The 23,484-nt window shown below is 61.1% G+C and carries 27 protein-coding genes and 1 tRNA gene; 16 read left to right on the top strand and 12 right to left on the bottom strand.

Annotated features, from left to right (window positions below; translation table 11 throughout):
• Positions 1 to 51 precede the first annotated feature (51 nt).
• Positions 52 to 273, top strand: a complete 222-nt coding sequence (locus BLR34_RS03725) for a hypothetical protein (protein WP_092699583.1) — start codon at positions 52 to 54, stop codon at positions 271 to 273.
• 112 nt (positions 274 to 385) lie between these two features.
• Here the strand turns inward: BLR34_RS03725 and tbsP are convergent, their stop codons facing one another.
• Positions 386 to 1,204, bottom strand: coding sequence for a transcriptional regulator TbsP (tbsP, locus tag BLR34_RS03730; RefSeq protein WP_092699585.1), 819 nt, complete (start codon positions 1,202 to 1,204; stop codon positions 386 to 388).
• A gap of 142 nt (positions 1,205 to 1,346) precedes the next feature.
• Here tbsP and BLR34_RS03735 point away from each other — a divergent pair, with 142 nt between their 5' ends.
• Positions 1,347 to 1,553 (top strand): double zinc ribbon domain-containing protein, encoded by a 207-nt coding sequence (locus BLR34_RS03735; RefSeq protein ID WP_092699587.1) that lies wholly within the window; start codon positions 1,347 to 1,349, stop codon positions 1,551 to 1,553.
• Between the two features lie 18 nt (positions 1,554 to 1,571).
• On the opposite strand, the gene BLR34_RS03740 is transcribed toward BLR34_RS03735, so the two are convergent.
• Positions 1,572 to 1,946 carry a cupin domain-containing protein gene (locus BLR34_RS03740; RefSeq protein ID WP_092699589.1) on the bottom strand — a complete coding sequence of 125 codons (375 nt, stop codon included), beginning with the start codon at positions 1,944 to 1,946 and terminating at the stop codon, positions 1,572 to 1,574.
• Between the two features lie 117 nt (positions 1,947 to 2,063).
• Here BLR34_RS03740 and BLR34_RS03745 point away from each other — a divergent pair, with 117 nt between their 5' ends.
• The 5 genes from BLR34_RS03745 (at position 2,064) to BLR34_RS03765 (ending at position 6,974) form a co-directional block, all read left to right on the top strand.
• Positions 2,064 to 2,957 carry a 1,4-dihydroxy-2-naphthoyl-CoA synthase gene (locus BLR34_RS03745; RefSeq protein WP_092699989.1) on the top strand — a complete coding sequence of 298 codons (894 nt, stop codon included), beginning with the start codon at positions 2,064 to 2,066 and terminating at the stop codon, positions 2,955 to 2,957.
• Positions 2,958 to 3,035: 78 nt separating this feature from the next.
• Positions 3,036 to 4,034, top strand: a complete 999-nt coding sequence (locus BLR34_RS03750) for a glutathione S-transferase family protein (RefSeq protein ID WP_092699591.1) — start codon at positions 3,036 to 3,038, stop codon at positions 4,032 to 4,034.
• Between the two features lie 87 nt (positions 4,035 to 4,121).
• Positions 4,122 to 5,819 carry a histidine kinase N-terminal 7TM domain-containing protein gene (locus BLR34_RS03755; RefSeq protein WP_092699593.1) on the top strand — a complete coding sequence of 566 codons (1,698 nt, stop codon included), beginning with the start codon at positions 4,122 to 4,124 and terminating at the stop codon, positions 5,817 to 5,819.
• 98 nt (positions 5,820 to 5,917) lie between these two features.
• The gene (locus BLR34_RS03760; RefSeq protein WP_092699595.1) at positions 5,918 to 6,100 is read left to right on the top strand and encodes a hypothetical protein; all 183 of its coding nucleotides are present in this window, start codon (positions 5,918 to 5,920) and stop codon (positions 6,098 to 6,100) included.
• Positions 6,101 to 6,266: 166 nt separating this feature from the next.
• Complete coding sequence (locus BLR34_RS03765) at positions 6,267 to 6,974, top strand: helix-turn-helix domain-containing protein (RefSeq protein ID WP_092699597.1); 708 nt, start codon at positions 6,267 to 6,269, stop codon at positions 6,972 to 6,974.
• Between the two features lie 5 nt (positions 6,975 to 6,979).
• Here BLR34_RS03765 and BLR34_RS03770 read toward each other — a convergent pair.
• Positions 6,980 to 7,053: transfer RNA gene (locus tag BLR34_RS03770), tRNA-Thr, on the bottom strand.
• A 233-nt stretch (positions 7,054 to 7,286) separates the two neighbouring features.
• On the opposite strand from BLR34_RS03770, the gene BLR34_RS03775 reads away from it, so the two are divergent.
• Complete coding sequence (locus tag BLR34_RS03775; protein WP_092699599.1) at positions 7,287 to 8,225, top strand: ABC transporter permease; 939 nt, start codon at positions 7,287 to 7,289, stop codon at positions 8,223 to 8,225.
• 2 nt (positions 8,226 to 8,227) lie between these two features.
• Here BLR34_RS03775 and BLR34_RS03780 read toward each other — a convergent pair whose 3' ends face one another.
• The 7 genes from BLR34_RS03780 to BLR34_RS03810 form a co-directional block, all read right to left on the bottom strand.
• On the bottom strand, positions 8,228 to 9,460 hold the full coding sequence (locus tag BLR34_RS03780; RefSeq protein WP_092699601.1) for an ABC transporter permease: 1,233 nt from the start codon (positions 9,458 to 9,460) through the stop codon (positions 8,228 to 8,230).
• Positions 9,461 to 9,545: 85 nt separating this feature from the next.
• Complete coding sequence (locus tag BLR34_RS03785) at positions 9,546 to 10,010, bottom strand: GNAT family N-acetyltransferase (RefSeq protein WP_092699603.1); 465 nt, start codon at positions 10,008 to 10,010, stop codon at positions 9,546 to 9,548.
• A gap of 32 nt (positions 10,011 to 10,042) precedes the next feature.
• Positions 10,043 to 10,603, bottom strand: coding sequence for a CBS domain-containing protein (locus tag BLR34_RS03790; RefSeq protein WP_092699605.1), 561 nt, complete (start codon positions 10,601 to 10,603; stop codon positions 10,043 to 10,045).
• Positions 10,604 to 10,710: 107 nt separating this feature from the next.
• Positions 10,711 to 11,472 (bottom strand): GTP cyclohydrolase III, encoded by a 762-nt coding sequence (locus BLR34_RS03795; RefSeq protein ID WP_092699607.1) that lies wholly within the window; start codon positions 11,470 to 11,472, stop codon positions 10,711 to 10,713.
• A 149-nt stretch (positions 11,473 to 11,621) separates the two neighbouring features.
• Positions 11,622 to 12,320: an LppM family (lipo)protein gene (locus tag BLR34_RS03800; RefSeq protein ID WP_092699609.1), complete on the bottom strand. Its 699-nt coding sequence runs from the start codon at positions 12,318 to 12,320 to the stop codon at positions 11,622 to 11,624.
• Positions 12,321 to 12,387: 67 nt separating this feature from the next.
• Positions 12,388 to 13,464: an archaeosine biosynthesis radical SAM protein RaSEA gene (locus tag BLR34_RS03805; RefSeq protein WP_092699611.1), complete on the bottom strand. Its 1,077-nt coding sequence runs from the start codon at positions 13,462 to 13,464 to the stop codon at positions 12,388 to 12,390.
• Positions 13,465 to 13,576: 112 nt separating this feature from the next.
• Positions 13,577 to 14,686: a methyltransferase gene (locus BLR34_RS03810; RefSeq protein ID WP_092699613.1), complete on the bottom strand. Its 1,110-nt coding sequence runs from the start codon at positions 14,684 to 14,686 to the stop codon at positions 13,577 to 13,579.
• Positions 14,687 to 15,125: 439 nt separating this feature from the next.
• On the opposite strand from BLR34_RS03810, the gene rpl18a reads away from it, so the two are divergent.
• The 8 genes from rpl18a to hisE all read left to right on the top strand — a co-directional run bounded on the left by rpl18a (position 15,126) and on the right by hisE (position 21,620).
• Positions 15,126 to 15,299, top strand: coding sequence for a 50S ribosomal protein L18Ae (gene rpl18a, locus BLR34_RS03815; RefSeq protein WP_092699615.1), 174 nt, complete (start codon positions 15,126 to 15,128; stop codon positions 15,297 to 15,299).
• Positions 15,296 to 15,754, top strand: coding sequence for a prefoldin subunit alpha (gene pfdA, locus BLR34_RS03820; RefSeq protein WP_092699617.1), 459 nt, complete (start codon positions 15,296 to 15,298; stop codon positions 15,752 to 15,754). Before rpl18a ends, pfdA begins: the two co-directional genes overlap by 4 nt.
• Before the next feature lie 9 nt (positions 15,755 to 15,763).
• Complete coding sequence (ftsY, locus tag BLR34_RS03825) at positions 15,764 to 16,876, top strand: signal recognition particle-docking protein FtsY (protein ID WP_092699619.1); 1,113 nt, start codon at positions 15,764 to 15,766, stop codon at positions 16,874 to 16,876.
• A gap of 50 nt (positions 16,877 to 16,926) precedes the next feature.
• A complete protein-coding gene (aroC, locus tag BLR34_RS03830) occupies positions 16,927 to 18,123 on the top strand; it encodes a chorismate synthase (RefSeq protein WP_092699621.1) in 1,197 nt (398 codons plus the stop codon).
• 102 nt (positions 18,124 to 18,225) lie between these two features.
• A complete protein-coding gene (locus BLR34_RS03835; RefSeq protein ID WP_092699623.1) occupies positions 18,226 to 19,512 on the top strand; it encodes a halocyanin domain-containing protein in 1,287 nt (428 codons plus the stop codon).
• 68 nt (positions 19,513 to 19,580) lie between these two features.
• Positions 19,581 to 20,411, top strand: coding sequence for a proline dehydrogenase family protein (locus BLR34_RS03840; RefSeq protein ID WP_092699625.1), 831 nt, complete (start codon positions 19,581 to 19,583; stop codon positions 20,409 to 20,411).
• Between the two features lie 276 nt (positions 20,412 to 20,687).
• On the top strand, positions 20,688 to 21,293 hold the full coding sequence (gene pdxT / locus BLR34_RS03845) for a pyridoxal 5'-phosphate synthase glutaminase subunit PdxT (RefSeq protein ID WP_092699627.1): 606 nt from the start codon (positions 20,688 to 20,690) through the stop codon (positions 21,291 to 21,293).
• 39 nt (positions 21,294 to 21,332) lie between these two features.
• Entirely contained in the window at positions 21,333 to 21,620 is a 288-nt protein-coding gene (gene hisE, locus BLR34_RS03850; RefSeq protein WP_092699629.1) for a phosphoribosyl-ATP diphosphatase, read from the top strand.
• Here hisE and BLR34_RS03855 read toward each other — a convergent pair whose 3' ends face one another.
• Complete coding sequence (locus tag BLR34_RS03855) at positions 21,621 to 22,574, bottom strand: electron transfer flavoprotein subunit alpha/FixB family protein (protein WP_092699631.1); 954 nt, start codon at positions 22,572 to 22,574, stop codon at positions 21,621 to 21,623. It abuts the gene before it with no gap.
• Positions 22,571 to 23,350: an electron transfer flavoprotein subunit beta/FixA family protein gene (locus BLR34_RS03860; protein ID WP_092699633.1), complete on the bottom strand. Its 780-nt coding sequence runs from the start codon at positions 23,348 to 23,350 to the stop codon at positions 22,571 to 22,573. The genes BLR34_RS03855 and BLR34_RS03860 overlap by 4 nt, the downstream gene beginning before the upstream one ends.
• Positions 23,351 to 23,484: the final 134 nt, after the last annotated feature.

The raw sequence follows: 23,484 nt of genomic DNA on the forward strand, positions 1-23,484 counted from the left end.
AGACTCTGCTGTTCCGACCGTCTTTTAATCCGCGGTCGAGTATCGCCTGGCATGGTCGACAGAGACGAGATTCTCGAACTCCTCCCACATTACGCTGCACTCGTCGTCATCGTACTGGTGGCAATGGCTACGTTTCGGACAGTCGTCGGAAGCCAGAACCCGCTCATCGAATTCTCGCTGGTGGTGATACTGGTGTTTGGCTATCGCCCGCTCGTAGCCCGGGTCGACGCGATTCCGACGCCGACAATCTGGGAGCGTTTCGAGGGCAGGTAGCTCATACGGATGGGTAGAATTCTTTTACTCGCGGGTGTCTGAGATACTGGATTACAGACACTTTACGCTCCGCTTCCGGCGTCGAATCGTCACGTGCATACAGCCACCAGTATCAAGACAGCGTCGCCTTGGCGCGCTCGACAACCGTCTCTATCTCGCTATCGACGAGGTCTCGCTCTCCCAGCACCAGGCGGAGTCGGGGCCGTCCCATCTCGATTGGGACTTTCTCGGTATCTAGCAGGCCGATGGACTCGAGCTGGTTTTTTGTCCGCGAGAACGTCGCTTTGCTGGCGAGTCTAATGTCCTCGCCCCAGCGACTGATGTCGTACAGTAACTCTCTGTTGTTGGCGGCGACGAGCAACGCAACTGTCACCTCATCGAGCCCCTCACCGTCGCCGCGGGCAGTTTCGAGGGCGTCGAGGGCGGTGTCGAAGTCCTCGACGGCCTCGGCACTGATGTCTTCGCTCATCGTCTCCCGGACGCGAGACAGCGGCGGCGTTCGGAGCGAGTACGGCGCCGAGCGCTCCCAACGTCGCGTATACTCTTCGTGTGTCCCAGAGACGAACCCCTCGTCGGTAGAGGAGAGGGCGGCGACGCTGTCACCCCCATCGACGAGACTGACCAGCAACTCCGGAGCTAAAAACAGCGACGAGCGGGGCACCTCGTCCAGCGTTCGGACAGCGAGTCGCTCGTCGCTCACGAGGTCGGCCAGCCGACTCGCAATCAGGAAGTCTCCGAGGACGGTTTTGAGCGTCGATTCCTCTGCAAACAGCTTGACCGTCGGCGTCTCCGGCGTCGTCCACAGCGTTCGAACGACCGTTCGGACCGTCTCGCGGCCGGGGTTGACGACAAACAGCTCTCGGTCGACAGCGGCGAGTCCCTCCTCGACGACTCTGTCGAGTGTCGCGTCGTGCAGGTCGGTGAAAGTCATCGATTGACACAGGATAGCATTGGGGGTCACTTATTTTTATCTAATTTTGGGTGAATGTAGAAGGTAAATTTGTCCAGGGGCTTTACAACCGTCACTCACCGGGGGGTAACTGTTATTTTGCAGTCTCCCTGAATATCGGTAGATGGCACAGTACTGTCTCGACTGTGGCGAGACTGCGATGAAAGACGACCAGTTCTGTTACTACTGTGGGGAACCCATTCCGTCAGCGTCGACGCCAGACACACAGAATGTAGACCAGAGACGAGGGGCCCAGTGTGACGACTGCGGGGCACGCATCGCCAGTGACGACCAATACTGTTATTACTGTGGGACACAGCTACGGCGCTGAGGGAGTCTCCGAGAGCCCTCAGCCTTGCACCCCGCGTGGGACCCACTGTGACTCTTTGGCCGTGTCGGTGTTTTCGGGGGCACTCACCAGAACGAACGAACTCTCTCCGTCACCGTTACGAATCTGCCGGGTGGCCTCGGGCGGAATCCAGACGGCGTCGCCGCTGACCATCGAAACGTCCTCGTCGTCGATTCGCACGGTCGCCTCGCCATCGATGAGGATGTACACTTCCTCGTGGCCGTCGTCGGTGTGGTCGTGTGGTTTCCCCTTCCAGTCCGGGTCACACCGGACCATCGTGACCCCCACCTGCCGACAATCGAGCGGGTCGCCGAGAAAGTGCATGGCGTCAGAGACTTTCTCAACGTCGTCGGTGTGGACTTTCGAGTAGCTCATCTATACTATATCTACGGACACCACGCATAATTAGTTGCGGTGCTGGCGGTATTTGTCGCCCTCTCGGCCCGTCAGACGGACCACCGGACACAAATAGTCACTGGCCGAAAGGCGAATATGGTCTCTGAGCTCTTTGCGGACTCGCAGTGGGAGTCGGTCGACGCGTTCGATTTCGAGGACGTAACGTACCACCGGGGGACGGAGGTGCCAGCGGTCAGAATCGCCTTCGACCGGCCGGCAGTTCGCAACGCCTTCAGGCCGGAAACCGTCGACGAACTGTACAGGGCCCTCGACCACGCCAGAAAACAGGCAGATGTGGGCTGTGTGCTTCTGACCGGGAACGGCCCCTCGCCCGAAGACGGCGGCTGGGCGTTCTGCTCGGGCGGCGACCAGTCGATTCGCGGCGATTCCGGGTACGAGTACGAGGACGACGAAGAACCTGCGGCCGACCAGGGCGTCGGTCGCCTCCACATTCTCGAAGTCCAGCGGCTCATCCGGTTTATGCCAAAGCCCGTCATCTGTGTTGTGCCGGGCTGGGCGGCGGGCGGTGGACACTCACTGCACGTCGTCTGTGACCTCACGCTGGCGAGTGAGGCACACGGGATGTTCAAACAGACCGACGCAGACGTGGCCTCGTTCGACGGCGGATTCGGCTCGGCCTATCTCGCCCAGCAGGTCGGCCAGAAGAAGGCCAGAGAGATATTCTTCCTCGGCAAGAGCTACGACGCCCACGCGGCCCACGAGATGGGGATGGTCAACGAAGTCGTTCCCCACGATGACCTCGAAGACGTGGCACTCGACTGGGCTGACCAGATCACGCGCAAGTCACCGATGGCGATACGCATGCTGAAATACGCCTTCAACATGGCAGACGACGGGATGGTCGGTCAACAGGTCTTCGCCGGAGAGGCGACCCGGCTGGGATATATGACTGACGAGGCCGCCGAAGGGCGAACCGCCTTCAACGAGGGTCGTGAACCAAACTTCCGGCAGTATCCCTGGCACTACTGACCGGTACGGTAGCGGCCTCGGGCGAGCAGACTGCGTTCGAGCCAAGCAGTCTTTAGTGTCTGGTCCTAACCCAGCGGTATGAATATGCTCGTCGACGGCGAGTGGCGCACAGACGCGTTCGAATCAACCAACGACGATGGAGAGTTCGAGCGACAGACGACGCCGTTTCGGAACCGGATTCGGGACGACCCAGACGCGCGGTTCCAGCCTGAAGCCGGCCGGTACCATCTCTACGTCTGCTATGCCTGTCCGTGGGCACACCGGACGCTGCTCGCCCGCTCGCTGAAGGGGCTCGAAGACGTCATCTCCGTCGACTACGTCGACCCGTTCCGTGACGAAGGCGGCTGGCAGTTCACCCCCGAGAAGGCGGGCTGTACCGAGGATTCGCTGTATGGCAGTGACTACCTCCGCGAACTGTACGTCGAAGCCGACCCCGATGCGACCTGTCGGGTGACCGTTCCAGTGCTCTGGGACAAACACGAGGAGACAATCGTCAACAACGAGTCGGCGGAGATTCTCCGGATGCTCGACACCGAATTCGAGGAGTTCGCCACCAGCGATGTCGACCTCTACCCGGAGGGGTACCAGGAGACGGTCGACCAGATTATCGAGGACATCTACGAGCCGATAAACAACGGCGTCTATCGCGCTGGCTTCGCCAAATCACAAGATGCCTACGACGAGGCCGTGACTGAGTTGTTCGAGGCGCTCGACCACTGGAACGAAACACTCGCCGACCAGCGGTACCTCGCCGGTGACCGACTGACCGAGGCCGACATCTGCATGTTCACGACGCTGGTTCGGTTCGACCAAGTCTATCATACACACTTCATGTGTAACAAGCAGTTCATCCACCAGTACGACAACCTCGGGCCGTACCTGCGTGACCTCTATCAGACGCCTGGGGTCGCCAAGACCGTCGAGATGAGCCACATCAAAGAACACTATTACACGACGCATCCGGACGTGACGCCGACGCGGATAATCGCGGCCGGACCGGACCTCGACTTCGAGGCTCCGCACGACAGAGACGAACTACCCGGCGACCGTCCTGCTGGGCTTGTGTCCCCCCAGTAGCGCGACAGTCGCGGCAATTAGCCCGCCACCGAATACACTACCACGGCCAGCTTTATCAGAGCATCAACCCAACAGTCGAGAGTCGAGATGGTCACGTCGTGGTACTTCCCGCTGGTCTTGCTCACCGCCGCCGTCGGTGCGGGTCTCGCGCTGTTTGCCTGGCGGGCGCGAGACACGCCGGGGGCGATGGTGCTGGCTGTGTTGCTGGTGAGTGCGTCGGTGTGGACAGTTGCGGAAGGGCTTACGGTGGCACTTGGGGAGTACGAAACCATGCTGTTCTGGACGCGAGTGTCGCTGGTCCTGTCGGCGGTTGCGCCGGCGGCCTGGTTCGTGTTTGCGCTTCAGTACACGGGTGTCCGGACACCCGACAGGCGGCTGTTCGCGCTGTTGAGTGTCGAACCGACGGCGGTGGCCGCCCTCGCCTGGTCGAACCGCGGCCACGGCCTGGTCTGGTCCGAGACGGACATCGCCAGCGTCGGCGGCGAGTTCAACGTCGTCAGCGTCCAACGTGGGCTCGGCTTCTGGGGCCACCAGGTGTTCGTCTACCTCCTGCTGGTGGCCGGGATGGCGCTGGTCTTCCGGACTGTGTTACAGCGAAACCAGCGCGTCCGCCTGCAGGGGACGGTGTTGCTGATGGCAATCTCGATTCCTGCCGTGTTGAACGCGGCGACCGTTCTCGGTCCGTTCAGGTCGGAGTTCGACGCTGCCGGTATCGGCTACGTCCTCGCCGGCCTCGGTATCGCTGTCGTCGTTCTCGAACCCGAACTCGCACGCGTCGCCCCAGCGACGCGCGACGCCGGCCGAGAGGCGATTCTCTCAGAACTCGACGACGCGATTCTCATTCTCGACGACGAAGCGCGGATTATCGACCATAACCCTGCAGCCAACGACCTGTTCGATGCCGACGAGACGGTACTCGGGACGCCACTGTCGGCGGTACAGCCTCGACTGGCACAGCGGGTGACAGAACGGGAAAACCAGGCGACTGTCGCGCTAGAGCACGGCGGGAGACAGCGGTATTTCGACCTGCAGGTCGCCGAACTGACAGGAGCCTACGGTGTGCTCTCAGGCCGGGTCGTAAGTCTCAGAGATGTTACCGAACGCCGACAGCGCGAGCAACGTTTGGACGTACTGAACCGAATACTCCGGCACAACGTCCGCAACGAGCTAAACGTCGTTCGCGGCAAGATAGAACTGGCAAAGATGCAACTGGAGGCCGACCCAGACACACTCGACGAGGCAATTGAGAGTCTGGACGACGTGGTAGCCCGAAGCGACAAGGTGGGTCGACTCTCACGCCTTCTCGACGCAGACGAAGACGGGGCACTGGACCTGGCGACGGAACTCCGGGGCGAGTTCGGCGCCGGGACAACCCGCCCCGAAGGCGAGGTCGTCATCGACCTCCCGGAGCGACTCGACGTTTCGGGAGGGCCCTCGCTCGTGGCGGCCTTCGAAGAACTGGTCACGAACGGACTCGTCCACAGCGAGGGCGACACCCCGACGGTAACGCTCCGATACGATACGAAAGCAAGCGACGATACCCACGCGGTCATTGCCGTCGAAGACGAAGGGCCGGGTATCGAGCAGCAGGAAATCGACACTATCGTCGACGGCCAAGAGACGCCGCTGAAACACACGAGCGGTGTCGGTCTGTGGCTTGTCAACTGGCTCGTCACGCGCGCCGGCGGGACCATCTCGTTCGAGAACACGGACCGCGGCTGTCGCGTCCGGGTCCGACTGCCGCGGGCCGCCAGGGAGAGTGACCTCCCCTCCGACAGTGCCTGATTCTCTATGCCAAACTAGTTACCCATGAATACAAGCATTATACAGTAACACGTTTGGCATACAAATGAGGGAGCCAGAGCGGGTATACTGTAGTAACGATGGACGACTTCGACGAAATCATGCGCGCATTCGAGTCGACAATGGACGAGTTCGAGGAAGTATACGAGGCCTACGAGTCGGAGATGGCCACGTTTGACGACCTGATGGAGACGGCCGACGCGGATGTCGTCACCCCTGCCCGAACGGAGGGTAGTGGAGCAGTCCCGGCCGGGGCGGACTGATAGTGATTACTGCGGTACGGTTCGTGACCACGTCACCGGACTAGCGTGTCACATCGCGTAAAATCCGTCTGCTGTTGCCACGGGCGTAACGACTCACAGTAACCACTACGAGCCACGAACCCCGCCACCGATACGTTTTTGTCGCGGACGAGAGGTGTGCTCTGATATGGCACGTGGGGCACGGGAGCAGTTGGCCGAGAAGATAGCAGGCGAAGTGACACTCAGTGACGACCCGGGTGCGACGCTCAAAAAGTGGCGAGTGGACTTCGAAATCGCACAGACGGACCTCGCCGACGCGCTCGACATCTCGCCGTCGGTCATCTCCGACTACGAGAGCGGTCGGCGCGAAAACCCCGGCATCGACATCATACAGCGGTCGATAGCGGCACTGCTCGACATTGACGAGCGACGCGGCGGCAAGCACATCCACCAGTATACGCGCGTCCTCTCTGCGGGATTTGACAGCGACGTTGTCCTGGACCTCCGGGAGTACCCTGCGAATATCCCGCTCGACCGATACTACGAGGCAATCGGTGCGACGGAGCTGGTCGGGGGAAACCGTGATGCCGTCGCCGGGCACACTGTCATCGACAGCATCGAGGCAATCCGGCGCCTCTCCAGCGACGACTTTTATAGCCTCTACGGGGAGAGTACCAACCGTGCGCTGGTATTTACCAACGTCACACGGGGTGAGTCGCCGCTCGTCGCACAGCGAGTGATAAAGCCGACACCCCACGTTGTCGTCCTCCACGGTATCGAACCCGACGAGGTCTGGGAGTACGCCACCGACCTCGCTCGGGCCGACACCTTTGCGCTCGCGGTCTCGAACGTCGACCAGGAGGAACTACTCGACGGACACAGAAACCTGCCCTGAAAAGAAGCCAGGGGAGGGATTTGAACCCCCGAACTCCCGATTACAAGTCGGGTGCTTGAACCGCCCAAGCTCCCCTGGCACATCTCACCTTTGCAGGGGCCCCTTTGAGTGTGTATCGCTTTTCCCTGACCGTGGTACTTGGTGTCGAACAGCACTGACGCACCGCTCGCCAGACTGTAGACCGCGAGGCCGGCGTCGTTGAGTGTCGTGTACACAAGGAACACAATTTTTATACCCGGACGAGGACACCCCGTGATAGGAGTCGGACATGTCGATTCCCTATCCGGCACACTACAGCACGGAGCCCTCCACATGAGTCGAACGCGATACATCCTCTACCGAACCGCATGGACCGCACTCGCGAGTATCGTTGTCACCGGGATTCTGTTTCTGGTCGCGCGAGCCGCACCAGACGTAAGCGAGGTCGAAAGTACCGGACTTCCGGCGCTGGAAATCGACAACGCCTTCTGGGACCCTGCCGACCCGCTGTATCTCCAGTATCTCGACTGGGTGAAGTCGTTGCTCACGCTCGACTGGGGGCGTTCGCTTCGGTTTGGCGACCCTGTAGGCGGGCTAATTGTCGAGCGCGCCGTCGTCACTGCCGCGTATCTCCTGCCGGCGCTCGTGTTCGGCATCACACTGGCCACCCTGCTGGGATATACGGCCGCCGCTACCCAGGGGCGGTGGTCTGACGGGCTGATACGGGGCCTTAGTTACGTGGTGTTTGCGGTGCCGAATTTCGTTCTCGGCATCGCGGTCTTCCGGTACATCACGCGCCAGGCCTACCAGATTGACGCGCAGTTTTACACTATCGAGGCAGGATTCAGTAACCGGTGGAACCTGTTTTGGCTTGCCGCGGCGGGAGTGATTCTTGGAACGCACGTGGCCGCGGCACAGATTCGCTACGTCCGGGCACAGAGCAGCGAACTCCTCTCCAAGAAGTTCATCAAGACACTGCGAGCAAAGGGCAGAGGGACAGTTGGCATCGCCAGACACGTCTTCAAAGCCGGCGCCGCCTCGTTTGCGTCGCTGTTCGTGGCCGAGGTGCTTGGCCTGTTGCTCGTGTCTGTGTTCGTCGTCGAGGCAGTCCTGGCGATACCCGGGCTCGGAGCGTTACTCTGGCAGGCAGCAGCGGTCAACGACGTTCCGGTGTTACTGGTGACGACCTGGCTGGTCGCGATGATTGTCATCCTCGCTAATCTCGCAGAAGACCTGCTTGCAGTCGCGCTGGACCCACGAATCGGGGACTGACGCTACGTTCGTGGGTCCAGTGCGTCACGGAGCGAGTCGCCCAGAATACTCACAGAGAGTAACAGCAAACACACCACGGATGCAGGGACGAGCACGATATGCAGGTGCAGAAACCAGTCCCAGGGTACCGAAGTTTGTCCCGCAGCGAACGGGTCTGCACTCGTCATGCCGGTAGCGCGGGCGAGTTCGTTCCCCAGTGATGGGATGACGGGATTGGTCAGAGAGAGGAAACTCAGCGAGGTTTCGTAGAGAACGAACTTCGCAAACAGAACAACAGCACCAGTGATGACGGTGTTCGACACGTTCGGGATGAGGTGACGGATGATTACTCGGGGTGTCCCAGCGCCAGAGATTTCCACTGCCTGCATGTACGGGTCTTCCCGGCGTTGAACGACCTCACTACGGACGGTACGAGAGATACCACCCCACGAGAGCAACCCGAAGACGAGCACCAGAAACGGGTATCCTCGCCCGACGACGAGCAACAGCAGGATGTATACGAAAAAGAACGGCACCGACCGCTGGATATCGACATAGCGCATCAGCAACTCGTCGGTCCGGCCGCCGACATAGCCTGCCGTGACGCCGACCACGATACCGAGCGTCGCGGCGATGACAGTCGCTGACACTGCGACCTTGAGACTCGTGTTTAGTCCCAGTAGCGTCGAGGTCACGAGGTCCTGTCCCCGGGGGTTCGTTCCCAGCGGAAACCGCATCGTCCCATGGCAGACGCCATCGACGATGTCGGCCTGACACCCGGGGAGATATATCTCACTTGTTTCGCCCCAGACCGGCGGCTGTAAGGGGAGGATTGGGCGGCTTTCGGCCTCGGACGTGATGAACGGAAACAGCGACCCGGCCGCGACGAGGAAACTGACGGCGCCGAGACTGACGACGGCGGCAGGCCGGTCTCGAAGCCGGCTGGCCACCCGAATAAGGCGTTCGGGGGCCGAGACGAGTCCCGGCAACAGGACTACGCCGAGAAATGCGAGCGAGAGGCCGTACAGCCAGCTAAGCACACCGGCATCGACACCGGCAACGACCAGACGTTCCTGTTCACGAACTACTGCGTGGACGGCCACGCCGATAAGCAGACAAAACAGGAGTACAGCAGTGGCTGGCTGGAGAAACTGCCGTACCTGCCATCCCTCGCCCGAGAGATGGGACGAGTCTGCGAGATAAGGCGTCGACTCCTGTGACTCATCGTCTGTCGAGGTGGTCGGTGGAGGGCTCATAGCTGAAGACGGGGATGTGTCCACTACCGGTGAGAGTTACCACGGTGTTAAATCTTGGTGGCTGGTCACAGCCGGCGAGGTCGTCTCACTCCTCGCGTTCGGAGATATCCTTTTCGAGTTCCAATCGATGTGGCTCGTAGCCGTGCCGCCGGTAGAACCGACGACCGGCCTCGTTTGCCGCCATCACGTCGAGTGTGACTACGTCGGCACCCTGTGTTTGCAGTTCTGTCTCTGCGTTACCCAGCAGTCGCGAGCCGACGCCGTCGTTACGGTAGTCTGGGTCGACATAGAGGTTCTCGATGAGTCCGCGGGTTACATCCTGCTCGTAGCCACCGACTTCGATGGTGAACATAATAAACCCGCGAATAGCCTCATCCCGTGCAACCAGTAACCGCCCGGTGGCGATGTGGTTACAGATAGACTCCCGAATCCGAGTCCGGTTTTCGGACACCAGGAGGTGTGACTCGAACCGCCGCTGGCTCTCCGCGAGGGAGAGCCACTGCTCGACGAGCCGTTCTGCAGCCGACAGAGAGGGCGTCAGTATCTCCATTGCGAGTACGCACCGCTACGGCGCGCGGACAGTTACATCGCCCGACAGTCAGAGCACAACAGCTGTCCGTTGAACGAGGAGAGGTCGCTGGCGAAGGTGCCACAGGCCTCACAGATGCTCTGGTCCTCGAAGCCGGTCCGCGTACTATCAGCTTCCATCTCGGCGCCGGCATCCGTGACAGCGCCCCCGCCGTCGCGGGATTCGACTGGTCCACCGAGGTCGCGGCCGGCGAGCAGGTCACGCTCTGAGAGGATACCCATCGGCTCGGGACCGGCGGTGACGACGAGCCGACGCGATTCGCGGGCAGACATCATATCGGCAGCAGCGTCCAGTCCTGTCTCGGGTGACACTGTGGGGACGCTCTCGGTCATCGCATCGCTGACGGCCGCTGTCCCGGGCTCGGGTCCGTCGACGACTAACGCGAGGACATCCTCCTGAGTCACCACTCCGACGAGTTCGTTCCCGCGCTGGACGACGGCCGTGTCGGCGTCGTTTCGCAGAAGCAACTCGACGGTATCGACGAGTTCGTCCGATTCACTTACACCGACGTACTCTCGGTCCATCACGTCCTGCACGGTTACGTCCCTGTTCATATGTGGTACTATTTAGCATACTCGGGGAAAAAGATACCTACAGCACGTTTATGTACACCACACACATAGCTGGTAGATTAGCGTGTCTATCCGGAGAGATGACCGTCTCAGAGGTCGAGTTCGACCGTCTTGCTGGCGGCACGACACTCTTCGAGTGCGTGTTTCGCGTCCATGCCGGCGTCGGAGGCGCTGGCCCCTCGACCGACGCCGACCTTGAGCTGGACGTCGACAGCCTCTTTGACGTGGTCGACGGCATCGCGGTAGGCGTCTCGGTCGAGGTCCGGACAGAGTGCGATAATATTGTCGCCGCCGACGAAAAACGACAGTGAATCGTGGGCTCGGCGCATATACTGCATCAGCTCCGCGTACCCTTGCTCGATGTTGATGAACGTATCGAACTCGTTAAGCTGGTCGGTGTATTTTTCGGTGGCGTTATCGACGTCAAAGTGTGCAACCTGCACATCCTCGTCAGTACGGAATTCATCGTCGATGGGACGGCCTTTGAGAATCTCTCGGCGGTGTTTGTCCTGTGCGCTGCCAGCCTCCTGGAGGAGTTCGGTCGCAGTGCCGAGCGCGTTCACTGGACTGCGCCCGGTCGCGACACCGAGACTCATCGTCACCGGATAGCGGTTCGAAATCGATTCCTGAATGCATTCGTGGGCCTCGATACCGATACCGTTCGAGATGGCGACCATGTTGTCGAACCGGGTGAAGAAAACGTAGCCGTCTCGATTACCGAACAGTTGCGAGAGGTCGGCATACAGCCGCGATTGAAGCGTCTGAAGGTCGACTTCCCGACGCGGTTCTGGTGTCACGGTCCAGGGACCGTAGTTGTCTATCTGAATGTGGGTGACCTGGGTGTTTGTCACGGGTACCTTCCCGTTTGGAACGCTCGGGTATCTTTCTTGGGAAACGTCTCTTTCTTGTGAAACGCTCGTTTTAGGCGTATAGAACCGTCAAGACTGGTATTTCACCGTCGACTAAATCACCGCACCACGCGAGAAGCGGGACCAGCCGACTATCGGCGCGTTCGCCTGGCAACTCCCAGGCCGAGAACGACAGCCAGACCGACGAGGCCGGTCAGGAGTCCGAATCCGGGGCCGGAGCCGTCGCTGTCGCCGGTCTGTTCGCTTGTTACCCGCAGTTCGGTCACGTTCTCGTGTTCGTCGCTGGTCCACGTCACGCTCGCTCCGTCGGCGTTCCCGTTGGTATCGGTAACCTCGCCGGGCATGTTCACGGTGTACTCCCACTGTACCTCGCCGAAGTCGGCAGACGCGCTACCGGTGTCCGTCTCGACACCTTCGGTGTCGACGTACGTGACTTCGCTGGCCTCCTCGTCGACGGTAATGGTCACGTTTTCGAGGCCGTCGGCGGTGCCACCCTCCGCAGTGTAGCCGACTGTGCTCTCTCCGTCGTCGCTAATCTCTACCGAGTCCCACGCACTCTCGTCTATCTCGTTGTTACCCTCGCCGTCGAAGAGGTACTGGCCGACGCTGTCGTACCCCTCCTGTTGGGCCTGTGCCTGTGCGCTCTGGTATAATTCTTCGCCCATGTCGATTTCGACGGAGAGCTGGTCGATACTCCCGTCAGACGCGATGTCCGCCTCGTAGGTGACTGTACAGCCTGCCAGCAACACGACGAACGCGAGCATGACGAGGGCCGCGACCGTTCGTGAACTGTCCTCAGTGTCCTCTCTGCATTGCTGTTTGTTTGTCATTTACACCCACAGAGTCACGTAGCAGATATATAATAGTTCCGCGGCGAGCGAGGAGGCAGGAGCGATATTATCGCGTGAGCGGCATCGAGTAGCTCTGTTCGCGGTCACGAACCGTCTCCCATGTCAGTTCACAGTCACAGGAGACTTGCTCGAAGACTGCCGGGTCCTGTCGGAGATTGAAATCTTTGATTGCCCGCTGGACACGGTCGTCGCACTCGCCACAGTTGTGCGGGCCACGGTCGCTGCCGTGGCCGACTGGGTCCGAAACGACGATAACGTCTTCATCGGCAGTCCCTTCGAGGACTGCGGCGACACTCCAGAGCCACGGCGGCCGGTAGCCGTCACCGAAATAGAGGTCTTCGACCATCGTATGCCGCTGAACGTTACAGGGATTCATCGAGACAGTGTGACAGCCCTCGACGCCAGCACACCGCTCGACCGAGCGCACCATATCCTCAATGGCCTCCGCCTCCGAGAGGAACGCGGGCTTCATGAGGAGGTATGCTTTGATACCGGCGTCACAGTCGACAGCGGCCTCGGCCGCCCGCTCGAACTCTGAGAAATCGAAGTACTTGTTGACACAGTCGTGGCGCACCCGGTCGGTCGCCGTCTCCAGTCCGATGGCGATGTCGGTTTCGATACCGTGGTCGGTGAAGTCGGTTATTTTCTCGCGGTCGACGAAGTCGGGAAGTGACTCGACAACCATGCGGTCGCGGTCGGCGAACGTCTCGGCGATGGCTTTCCGTGTCTCGGCGGGCACCTCGCGTTCGTCGAGGAACGAGCCGGACGTGTAGATCTTTACCTGTCCGGCGGGCTCGTCGGCGCTCTCTGCCTCGTGGTCGAGACATTTCTCGACCTGTGTCATCAGGTCCTCGTGGGCGACCGTGCCGCCGTCGACGCTCTCTGCGACGTAGCCACACATCGTACAGCCGCCGGCGCGGGCCCACCGACAGCCGCCGGTGTTGAGGATGATAGTCAGCGAGTCGTAGACGCCGTCTGGCGTGTTGTCCTCGTCGAGCCAGACCCGGGTCGGCTCGGTAGGGTCGTAGGTTTCGTCTTTCCGGGAGCGTATCTCCCGCATCGCCTGATTGTGGGCGTCCATCCCCTTGCCCTCCTCGTAGACCTCTGGGCTCGGCTTGCTCATTACCGACCGATAGCGGCCCAGGAACTAAACGCCCTGCGATTGAGTGCCCGCCATACCATCGACACCAACGGCGCGTGTTCGAACGGTACCGATTCCTGCGTCCGTCGTGACGCTACTCTGACTGAACCGTCACGACGGTGTGGTCCGTGCCGGTCTTTCGGCCGACGACTTGGCCGACCTGTTCGAGGTACGTGTCGAGGTTCAGCGTCCGGTGGTGGACGACCGAAAGCTCGCCGTCGGAACCGAGGACTCGCCCGACACCGGAGAACAGCTCCGAAAGGACGCCGCTTCCGGCGTGGGTCGGCGGGTTACACAGAACGCGGTCGACCGTGGTATCGACCCCCCGAAGACAGTCCGCAGTGAGGACTCGCCCGTCGACGCCGGTGGCGTCCAGTGTGGCCCTCGCGCAGGCGGTCGCACGGACGTTGTCGTCGGTCAGGATTACCTCGGCGTCGGCACTCGCCGCGGCGTATGCCCCGACTGGCCCGTATCCGCAGGCGAGATCGAGAACCGTCTCGCCGTCCTCGACGGTCGCTGTTTCGAGCAGGAGTCGCGTTCCGTCGTCGAGGTCGCCCGGGGAGAACAGCCCCGGCTCGGTGACCATCGTCAAGTCGACGCTGTCGACGCAGGCGGTTACCGTCCGGCGGGTAACGAACTCGGAGGCGTCGACGTTCTTGCCCCGGGTCGCTTCGAGGACTCGGCAACCGCCGTCTCGACGTACTGTTTCGACCGCCGTGGCGTGGTCCGCGAGACAGCGTTCGTATCGTTCCACTCCGGCAGTGCTGTCCCCGGCGACGTAGAGCCGTCCCCCATCGCGGAGTACAGAGAGCGCGTCGACGAGTCGCTGTTTTCCGACTGCAAGGGGAGTGTATGGATTCGGCGCGTAACAGACGGTATCGAACGTCTCTTCAAGGGCGGCTGGCCCGGCCAGAGCGATGTCGGCCGACGCGCCGTTTCGGTCGTGGTTCTCCCGAGCGATGCGGGCTGCTCGGGCACTGGTCTCGGTCATCCTGACAGTTCCCGCCGCGGCGTCGAGCACAGTCGGAACGACGCCGTAGTTCCCCTGAACGACGAGTACGTCGCCAAGTGACAGGTCCCACAGCGTGTCGAGTAACAGGAGTTCGGACGTGCGGAACGCATCGGAGGAGTGCAGTCCGTCGGCGGTACCGAAGCGATATGTGTCGGGGCCGTCGGTGACCTGTGCTTCCAGAGAGAGCGTCATGACCGACCACCTCCCTGCAGCCGGCAAGCGGACGGCCGTTCAGCGTGGGTCGGCCGGTTCGTGATTCGCGAGCGGTACGGTCGTGGTCGTTGCGTGAGTCGCATTGATGATGGGCATCGGTGGCTGGCAGTCTGCGTGCTGGACCTGCACACCCCAACGGAAGCGACTCGTCTCTGTCGTGAAAGGAGCGGCTCGCGGCAAAACAGCTACCGAAGGGTGCGCGAGCCAGTGGCCGAAAGCGTAACGCCACCCAGTCCGCGTCGGACGGCCCGGGTAACGCCCACAGCCGGCCAGCCGGTCGTCACCGCTTAGATGCGGAGAGACGACCTGGAGGCCCTGTTCAATGTGGATGAGTGTTTACGGGAGTGAAATTTATAGATTGTGGTCGGGCGACCCTCAAGTAGCAAGATTCTTCCCGCTACGTATCGGACCAAATTGTATGAGTGAATACACGGTCACTGGGCGCTGGAAGGCCCGGGATGGCTGGCAGACTTTCGAGAAAGAGCTCGAAGCAGAAAACGAGAACGTCGCGACAGAGCACGTCTACGCGAACTTCGGCTCGAAACACGGGCTCAAGCGGCCGCAGGTCGAAATCGAAGAGGTGTCACAATGAGCCTCGGTGGCGGCGGTGGCGGTGGCGGCGGGCAGCTACAGGAAATCGCACAGGCTATCGAAGAAATCGAACAGCAACAGGAAGTCCTGCAAGGCGAAATCTCCTCGCTGCAGACAGAAAAGAGCGAAATCGACGACGCCGTCGAAGCAATCGAGACGCTCGAGTCTGATTCGATGGTTCAAGTCCCGCTCGGCGGCGATGCCTACGTCCGTGCGGAGATCGCCGACATCGACGAGATTATCGTCGACCTCGGCGCTGACTACGCCGCGGAACGCGACAGCGAAGGTGCAATCGAGACCCTCAAATCGAAAAAGGAGCACCTCGACAGCCGCATCGAGGACATCCAGTCCGAAATCGAAGAGCTGGAGGCTGAAGCCGGCGACCTCGAAGACCGCGCTCAGCAGCTCCAGCAACAGCAGATGCAGCAGCTCCAGCAGCAACAGCCCGACGAGTAAGCTGGCGCCATGTTCGACGGACTCAAAGACAAGCTCGGGAGCTTCACCGAGGACGCCGAAGAGGATGTCGAGGTAGAGGACAGCGAACCCGACGACCCGGAAGCGGAGGTCCCCGAAGAAGACCTCGACTCAGAAGTACAGCCAGATGCCGACGTACAGGCTGAGCCACCGGTAGACGGCGAGCCAGCAGCGACCGAAGAGACAGACGAGGAGGCCGAACCCACGGACGACGGGCGCGGCTTCCGTGAGCGTGCCAAACTGCTGGCGACGGGCAAGACGGTCGTCGACGAGGACGACCTCGAGGACCATCTCGAAGAACTCGAGTTCGCGTTGCTGGGAAGCGACGTCGAGATGGAGGTCGCACAGGAAATTCTCGACGGCGTCGAGAAGAATCTCGTCGGCGAGACACGCCGTCGACTCTCCAGCACTGGAAATCTGGTGCGTGATGCGCTGCGGGAATCGCTGTACGACGTCATCAGCGTCGGGCAGTTCGAGTTCGACGAGCGGGTCACAGAGAGTGAGAAACCCGTCGTCATCATCTTCACGGGTGTCAACGGCGTCGGGAAGACGACCACGATTGCGAAGCTGTCACACTACTTCGAGGAACGCGGCCTCTCGACGGTGCTGGCAAACGGCGACACGTTCCGAGCGGGTGCCAACGAGCAACTCGAACAACACGCCGACAACCTCGGCAAGAAGATTATCTCTCACGAACAGGGGTCGGACCCTGCGGCGGTTATCTACGACGCCGTCGAGTACGCAGACGCGAACGACGTAGATGTCGTGTTGGGTGATACGGCCGGTCGGCTCCACACGAACGAGGGTCTGATGGACCAGTTAGAGAAAATCGACCGCGTCATCGACCCAGATATGACGCTGTTTGTCGACGAAGCGGTCGCCGGACAGGACGCTGTCAACCGCGCGACGGAGTTCAACGACGCCGCCGAAATCGACGGCTCCATCCTGACCAAAGCCGACGCCGACCAGCAGGGCGGCGCGGCAATCTCTGTCGCCTACGTCACGGGGAAGCCGATTCTGTTCCTCGGGACCGGGCAAGACTACGATGATATCGAGCGGTTCGAGCCAGACCGCATCGTCAACGAATTGCTCGGCGACGAGTAGCGGTTCCGCGGACGTGATGTTTTAGGTCCCGGGTTACCGAGTAGGTGGCAATGAACGGGAACCGGTTCGGCCAACTCTTTCAGGTAACGACTTTCGGCGAGTCCCACGGCGAGGCGATGGGCTGTACAGTGTCGGGCTGTCCGGCAGGCGTCGAACTCGACGAGAGCGATATCCAGACAGAACTCGACCGCCGCAAGCCCGGGCAGTCGATGATAACGACCTCGCGTGGTGAACCGGACAAGGTGTCACTCAACTCCGGGCTGCAGGACGGCTACACCACAGGGACACCGATAGGGATGGTCATACAGAACAAAGACGCCCGGTCGGGGAAATACGAGCCATTCGTCACGGCACCACGCCCCTCACACGGCGATTTCACCTACTCGGCGAAGTTCGGGACGCGCAACTGGGGTGGCGGCGGGCGTTCGTCCGCGCGCGAGACAGTAAATTGGGTCGCGGCTGGCGCGGTGGCAAAACAGGTGCTCGACCAGAGCGACCACGACATACAACTCAAAGCACACGTCAGCCAGGTCGGCGACATCAAGGCACCCGAGGTTAGCTTCGAAGAGATGCTCGAACACACCGAGGAAAACGACGTGCGGTGTGCCCACCCCGAGACCGCGGCGCAGATGCGCGAGGCAATCGACGAGTACCAACAGGAGGGCGACTCTATCGGAGGCGCAGTTTACTTCGAGTGTCGCGGCGTCCCGCGCGGGCTCGGCGCGCCCCGGTTCGACTCGTTTTCGGCCAGGCTCGGCCAGGCAGTGTTTGCTATCCCCGCGGTCACCTCCTTCCAGTTCGGAGCCGGGTGGGACGCCCGGACGATGCGGGGCAGCGAGCGAAACGAAGACTGGGAGTTCGACGACGGGTCGCGACAGGAGACGGTAAGTGAGGCGGGTGACCCAGTTCCGGAAGGCAATGACCACGGCGGGCTACAGGGCGGCATCACGACCGGCGAACCAATCTACGGCGAGGCGACCTGGCACGCTCCGACCAGTATTCCGAAGCGACAGGAGACCGTCGACTGGGAGACCGAGGAGCGAAAGGAGGTCCAAGTCGTCGGTCGGCACGACCCCGTGTTGATGCCCCGGGCAGTGCCGGTCCTGGAGGCGATGCTCCGGCTCGTCATCCTCGATTTCATGCTGCTCGGTGGATATATCAACCCCGACAGACTCGACGACAGGCCCGGAGAGTACGACACACCGTATCACCCCACGAGCCCACGTACCGACGGAGACCCGAGCTGAGGCTGCGACAACGCACGGGAGTCGGCCGATACCATTCTCGGTTCGCGAGGAAAACCGAAGCTTTCAATCAAACCGCGTAGTAACTCAAACACGACCAGATAAATGACGGACTTTGATAGCGACCGACGGAAGTTACTGAAGGCGGGCGGCGCATCGTTGGCGATGGGACTCGCCGGCTGTATCGGTCCCTTCGCAGACACCCAGGGTGTTCCCGGGACAGCCGGGGACAGCGAGGACGGTGGCGACGGCGGCGAAGACGGCGGTGACGGCGGCGGTATGTCGCCCCAAGAGAAGGTAGACCAGTATCTGGCCGAGGCAAACGGATACGAGGGCGAGGTCATGGACATGACAGGCCAGGATTCGGTAACTATCGAGAACGGCTCGAACGAGCCCGACTACGCCTTCGGTCCGGCCGCAATTCAGGTCGACCCTGGAACCGAGATTACCTGGGAGTGGGTCAGTGACGGTCACAGCGTGCGCGCCACAGAGGGTGCCGAGTTCGACTCCGGCATCGAGAACAGCGGCTTCACCTGGAGCAAGACCTTCGAGGAGCCGGGTGTCATCCTCTATGAGTGTCAGCCCCACGCTGCCATCGGCCAGCTCGGCGCTATCATCGTCGGTGACGGTGGCGGTGGCGGCGGTGGCGGCAGCAACGCCAAAGCCAAAGTCGACGAGTATCTTGCCGACGCCAACGGTTACGACGGTTCTATCGCAGACAAGACCGGCCAGGACGCAATTACCATCGAGAACGGCTCGAACGAGCCCGACTACGCCTTCGGTCCGGCCGCAGTCCGTGTCGATGCGGGAACCGAGATTACCTGGGAGTGGGTCAGTGATGGCCACAGCGTGCGCGCCACAGAGGGTGCCGAATTCGACTCCGGCATCGAGAACAGCGGCTTCACCTGGAGCAAGACCTTCGAGGAGCCGGGTGTCATCCTCTATGAGTGTCAGCCCCACGCTGCCATCGGCCAGCTCGGCGCTATCATCGTCGAGGGCGAAGGGTCCAGCGGCGACGGCGGCGACGGCGGCGACGGCGGCGGTGAAGCCGCCAGCCAGGTCGACGAGTATCTTGCCGACGCCAACGGCTACGACGGTTCCATCGAGGACATGAAAGGGATGGATGCAGTGACCATCGAGAACGGCGCGAACGAGCCCGACTACGCCTTCGGTCCTGCTGCGGTCCGCATCAGCCCCGGCACAGAGGTTACCTGGGAGTGGGTCAGCGACGGGCACTCCGTCACCGCGAACGAGGGAGGTGACTTCGACTCCGGCATCAAGAACAGCGGCTTCACCTGGAGCAAGACCTTCGAGGAGCCGGGTGTCATCCTCTATGAGTGTCTGCCCCACGCTGCCATCGGTCAGCTGGGCGCCATCATCGTCGAAGAGTAATCCGCTGTCCGTTCATTTTCGTCCTGCGAATAGCAGGTTTCAAGAACCGATAGCTCCCAGTAGATTGTATGATACCGCCGATTGCGAACAACTTCGTTGCCGGCGAGACACCAGACTCGGCACTGTCTCACGTCGAGGGCCTGAACGATGATGGCGTCGCTGGCATCCTCAATCTCCTCGGAGAGCATTACGAGGACCCGGCAAACGCCACCGAGGACACCGAGGAGTACATTCAGCTGGCGAGGATGATTGCCGACCGCGATGCAGACGCCTGCGTCTCGGTGAAGCCAAGCCAGTTGGGTATCGATATCAGCGGTGAGGTGTTCGAGGAGAATCTCGGCCGTATCGTGGATGCGGCGGACTGTCGCGTCTGGGTCGACATGGAAGACCACACGACGACGGACACGACGCTTGACGCCTACGAGAAATACACCCGGCAGACTGACGGTAACATGGGGCTCTGTGTGCAGGCGAATCTAAAACGCACCGGCGAAGACCTCGAGCAGCTCGCTGACCTCCCCGGGAAGGTCCGGCTCGTCAAAGGTGCCTACGACGAGCCAGCAGAGATTGCACACAAGGACAAAGACACTGTCGACGCAGTGTACAAAGACCTGCTCGAGTACGCGTTCAGGGAGTTCGACGGCGGAATCGGTGTCGGCAGCCACGACCCCGAGATGATATCCTACGCCAGGGAGCTTCACGAGGAGTACGGCACCCCCTACGAGGTCCAGATGTTGATGGGCGTCCGCGAGAGCGCACAGACAGAGCTGGCTGCAGAGGGTATCCCTGTCTATCAGTACATCCCCTACGGGAGCAAGTGGTTCTCGTATTTCTATCGCCGTGTCCGTGAGCGCAAGGAAAATCTCGCCTTCGCCGCGCGTGCAGTCCTGACCGGTTGAAAACATCCAGTTTTCTGGGCCGATAAGACGGCATTTCTCGATACTCTATTAGGAAATATAAGGGACAATCTTATACCCGTCCACTTATTCAAGGTTGGTATGGCACAACATAGTCCGAGCCGAGGAATGCTGTACAGTCACCCACCAGAGAACGCACGAGTCGAACAAGAGCCGACTGACGACGACTGAGGCGGGTTTTCTAAAGCAGCACCCTATCGCCGACAGAGGTATCGCCGTAACCGCGGCCTTTTTTTCCGGGTAGTCGTAATCTGAGATATGGCAGTCACCGCAGGGGTCGTGGCAGTCCAGGGTGACGTCTCGGAACACGCTCGGGCGATAGAGCGTGCCGGGGAGAGTCACGGACTCGACACGACCGTCACGGAGATTCGGACGGCCGGCACGGTCCCCGACTGTGACGTGTTGTTGTTGCCCGGCGGCGAGTCGACGACGATTTCGCGGCTGGTCCATCGGGAAGGTATCGCCGACGAACTCAGAGCACACGCTGCGGCCGGCAAGCCGATGCTTGCGACGTGTGCGGGGTTGATTCTGGTCAGTGCAGACTCGGGCGACGAGCGCGTCGAGACACTCGACTTGCTCGATGTGACCGTCGAGCGAAACGCGTTCGGCCGTCAGCGAGAGAGTTTCGAGGCACCGCTATCTGTCGCGGGACTCGACGAGACGTTTCCCGCAGTATTCATCCGCGCCCCTGCGGTCGAGAGTGTCGGCTCCGACGTGGAGGTGCTTGCCGCCTGGGACGGTCGTCCAGTCGCGGTCCGTCAGGGCCCGCTTGTCGGCACCGCATTCCACCCAGAACTGACGGCCGATTCTCGCATCCACGACCTCGCGTTCTTCGACGACGACACGGTCCGTTCGACAGTGTGATATCGACGCGATAAAGGGCTGGGACAGCAACGAACAGCCATGACCGACGACGTTCTCGACGAGGTGTTCGACGTCATCGAAGACCGAAAGGAGAACCTTCCCGAGGACTCCTACACTGCCTCGCTGTTTACACACGAGAAAGGCGAAAACGCAGTGCTAGAGAAACTCGGAGAGGAATCGACAGAACTCGTCTTGGCAGCAAAAGACGGCGACGACGAAGAACTTGCACACGAGGCCGCCGACATCGTCTACCACATGCTCGTCTTGCTCGCCATGCATGACGTGACCGTCGACGACCTCAGAGAAGAACTCGCAAAGCGGCGGTAGTTACTCGAACTGCTCGGTTAGCGCTGGCACGACATCGAAGAGGTCGTCGACGATACCGTAATCAGCGATATCGTAAATCGGGGCGCTCGGGTCGTTGTTGATGGCGATGATGGTTTCTGCGCCTTTCATGCCTGCGACGTGCTGGACTGCCCCAGAGATACCGACGGCGATGTATACCTCGGGCGTGACTTTCTTGCCCGACTGGCCAACCTGGCGGTCCTGTGGAAGCCAGCCGTTGTCGACAATCGGTCGGGACGACGAGACCGTCGCGTCGAGTGCCTCAGCGAGGTCGAAGATGATGTCGAGGTTGTCCTCTTCCTCGATACCACGACCGACTGAGACGAGCACTTCGGCCTCCGAGATATCGACGTCGCCGGCCCCGACCTCTTCGAAGCCGGTGACCGTCGAGCGGACCTGTTCCTCGTCGATGGCAGCATCGAACGCCTCGACCGTTGCAGAGCCATCGCCTTCTGTGGCGTCCCACTCGCCCGGTCGGACGGTCACGAACGCACGCTCGCTGTCGACTTCGACATCCGCTTCGGTCTTTCCGTTGTATAGCTCTCTCGTGACAGACAGGCCACCCTCGGCGTCTGCGTCGACAATATCAGTCACCAGTGGGTAACCGAGCGTCTGGGCAACGGCCGGTGCGTAGTCGAGCCCGTTGACGCTGTGGGGCGCGACGATGTACTGTGCGTCGATTTCGTCGGCAAGCTGCTCGGTGACCTGCCTGTAGATGTCGTGGTTGAACTCCTCGCCGCGGTCGACGGTGTGAATCGCGTCGACACCCTCGCGGTTCAGCTCGTCGGCGAAGTCGTCTACGTCGCCGCTGATTACGGCCAGGTGGAGGTCGCCATCGCTCCCGTCAGCGAGTTCGCGCCCCGCGGTGATGAGTTCGAAACTCTCGTCGCGGAGGTCGCCGCGTCGGTGTTCGGTGACTGCGAGAACGTCACTCATGCTTCCACCCCCTTCTCGCGAAGCAGCGTTGCAAGCTCTTCGGCGGTGTCGTCGGCGCTCCCTTCGAAGAGGTCGACATCGCTCTCGGTCTCGGGCTCTTCGAGCGAAGTCAGCGAGAGGACCGACTGGTCCAGTTCGACGCCGAGGTCTGCAGGCGACTTGACATCGAGCGGCTTGGACTGTGCCTGCCGGATGCCACGCAGGCTCGCATATCGTGGCTCGTTGATACCGGTCTGGATGGTCAACACCGCTGGCAGTTCGACCTCGGTCAGTTCCTCGACACCACCTTCAAGCTCGCGATGGACCGAGGCGACATCGTCTTCGAGGTCTAGCTGGTTGACAACTGCGCCCCACTCGTAGCCGAGCTCCGACGCCAGTGCGACGCCAGTCGAGCCAAAGGCCATATCGGCCGTCTGAACACCCGACAAAACGAGGTCGGGGTCTTCCTCACGGGCAACGCCAGCGAGCAGGCGGGCCTTCGTCGCGGAGTCGACCAACTCAACGTCGTCGAGTTTGTCGTCCCAGACACGGACAGCGCGGTCGGCACCTTTCGCCAGTCCCTGGCGAATCGTTTCCTCGGCGCGCTCCGGGCCGACCGTCACCGTAACAACCTCTACGTCGTCGTGAGACTCGCTTATTTGTACTGCCTCCTCGATGGCGTAATCGTCCCACTCGTTGAGGTCGTAGGTCAGGTAGCGGTCGTCGATGCTGAGGCCGTCGATCTCGAACTCGTCGTCGGCCTCGGCGACTTCCGATACTGTCACGAGGATTTTCATACACCAACATATGAGAACCGGCTCCGCATAAACGTTGTTAGTTCGCTCGTAAACCCCTGGAGAGTTTGTCGCAGTAGTATCTCACGGCCGAGGACGTACAAATGCCCTGTTTTGTGTAATGGTATGAACTGAAA

This window comes from Halovenus aranensis, assembly GCF_900100385.1.
GTDB lineage: Archaea > Halobacteriota > Halobacteria > Halobacteriales > Haloarculaceae > Halovenus > Halovenus aranensis.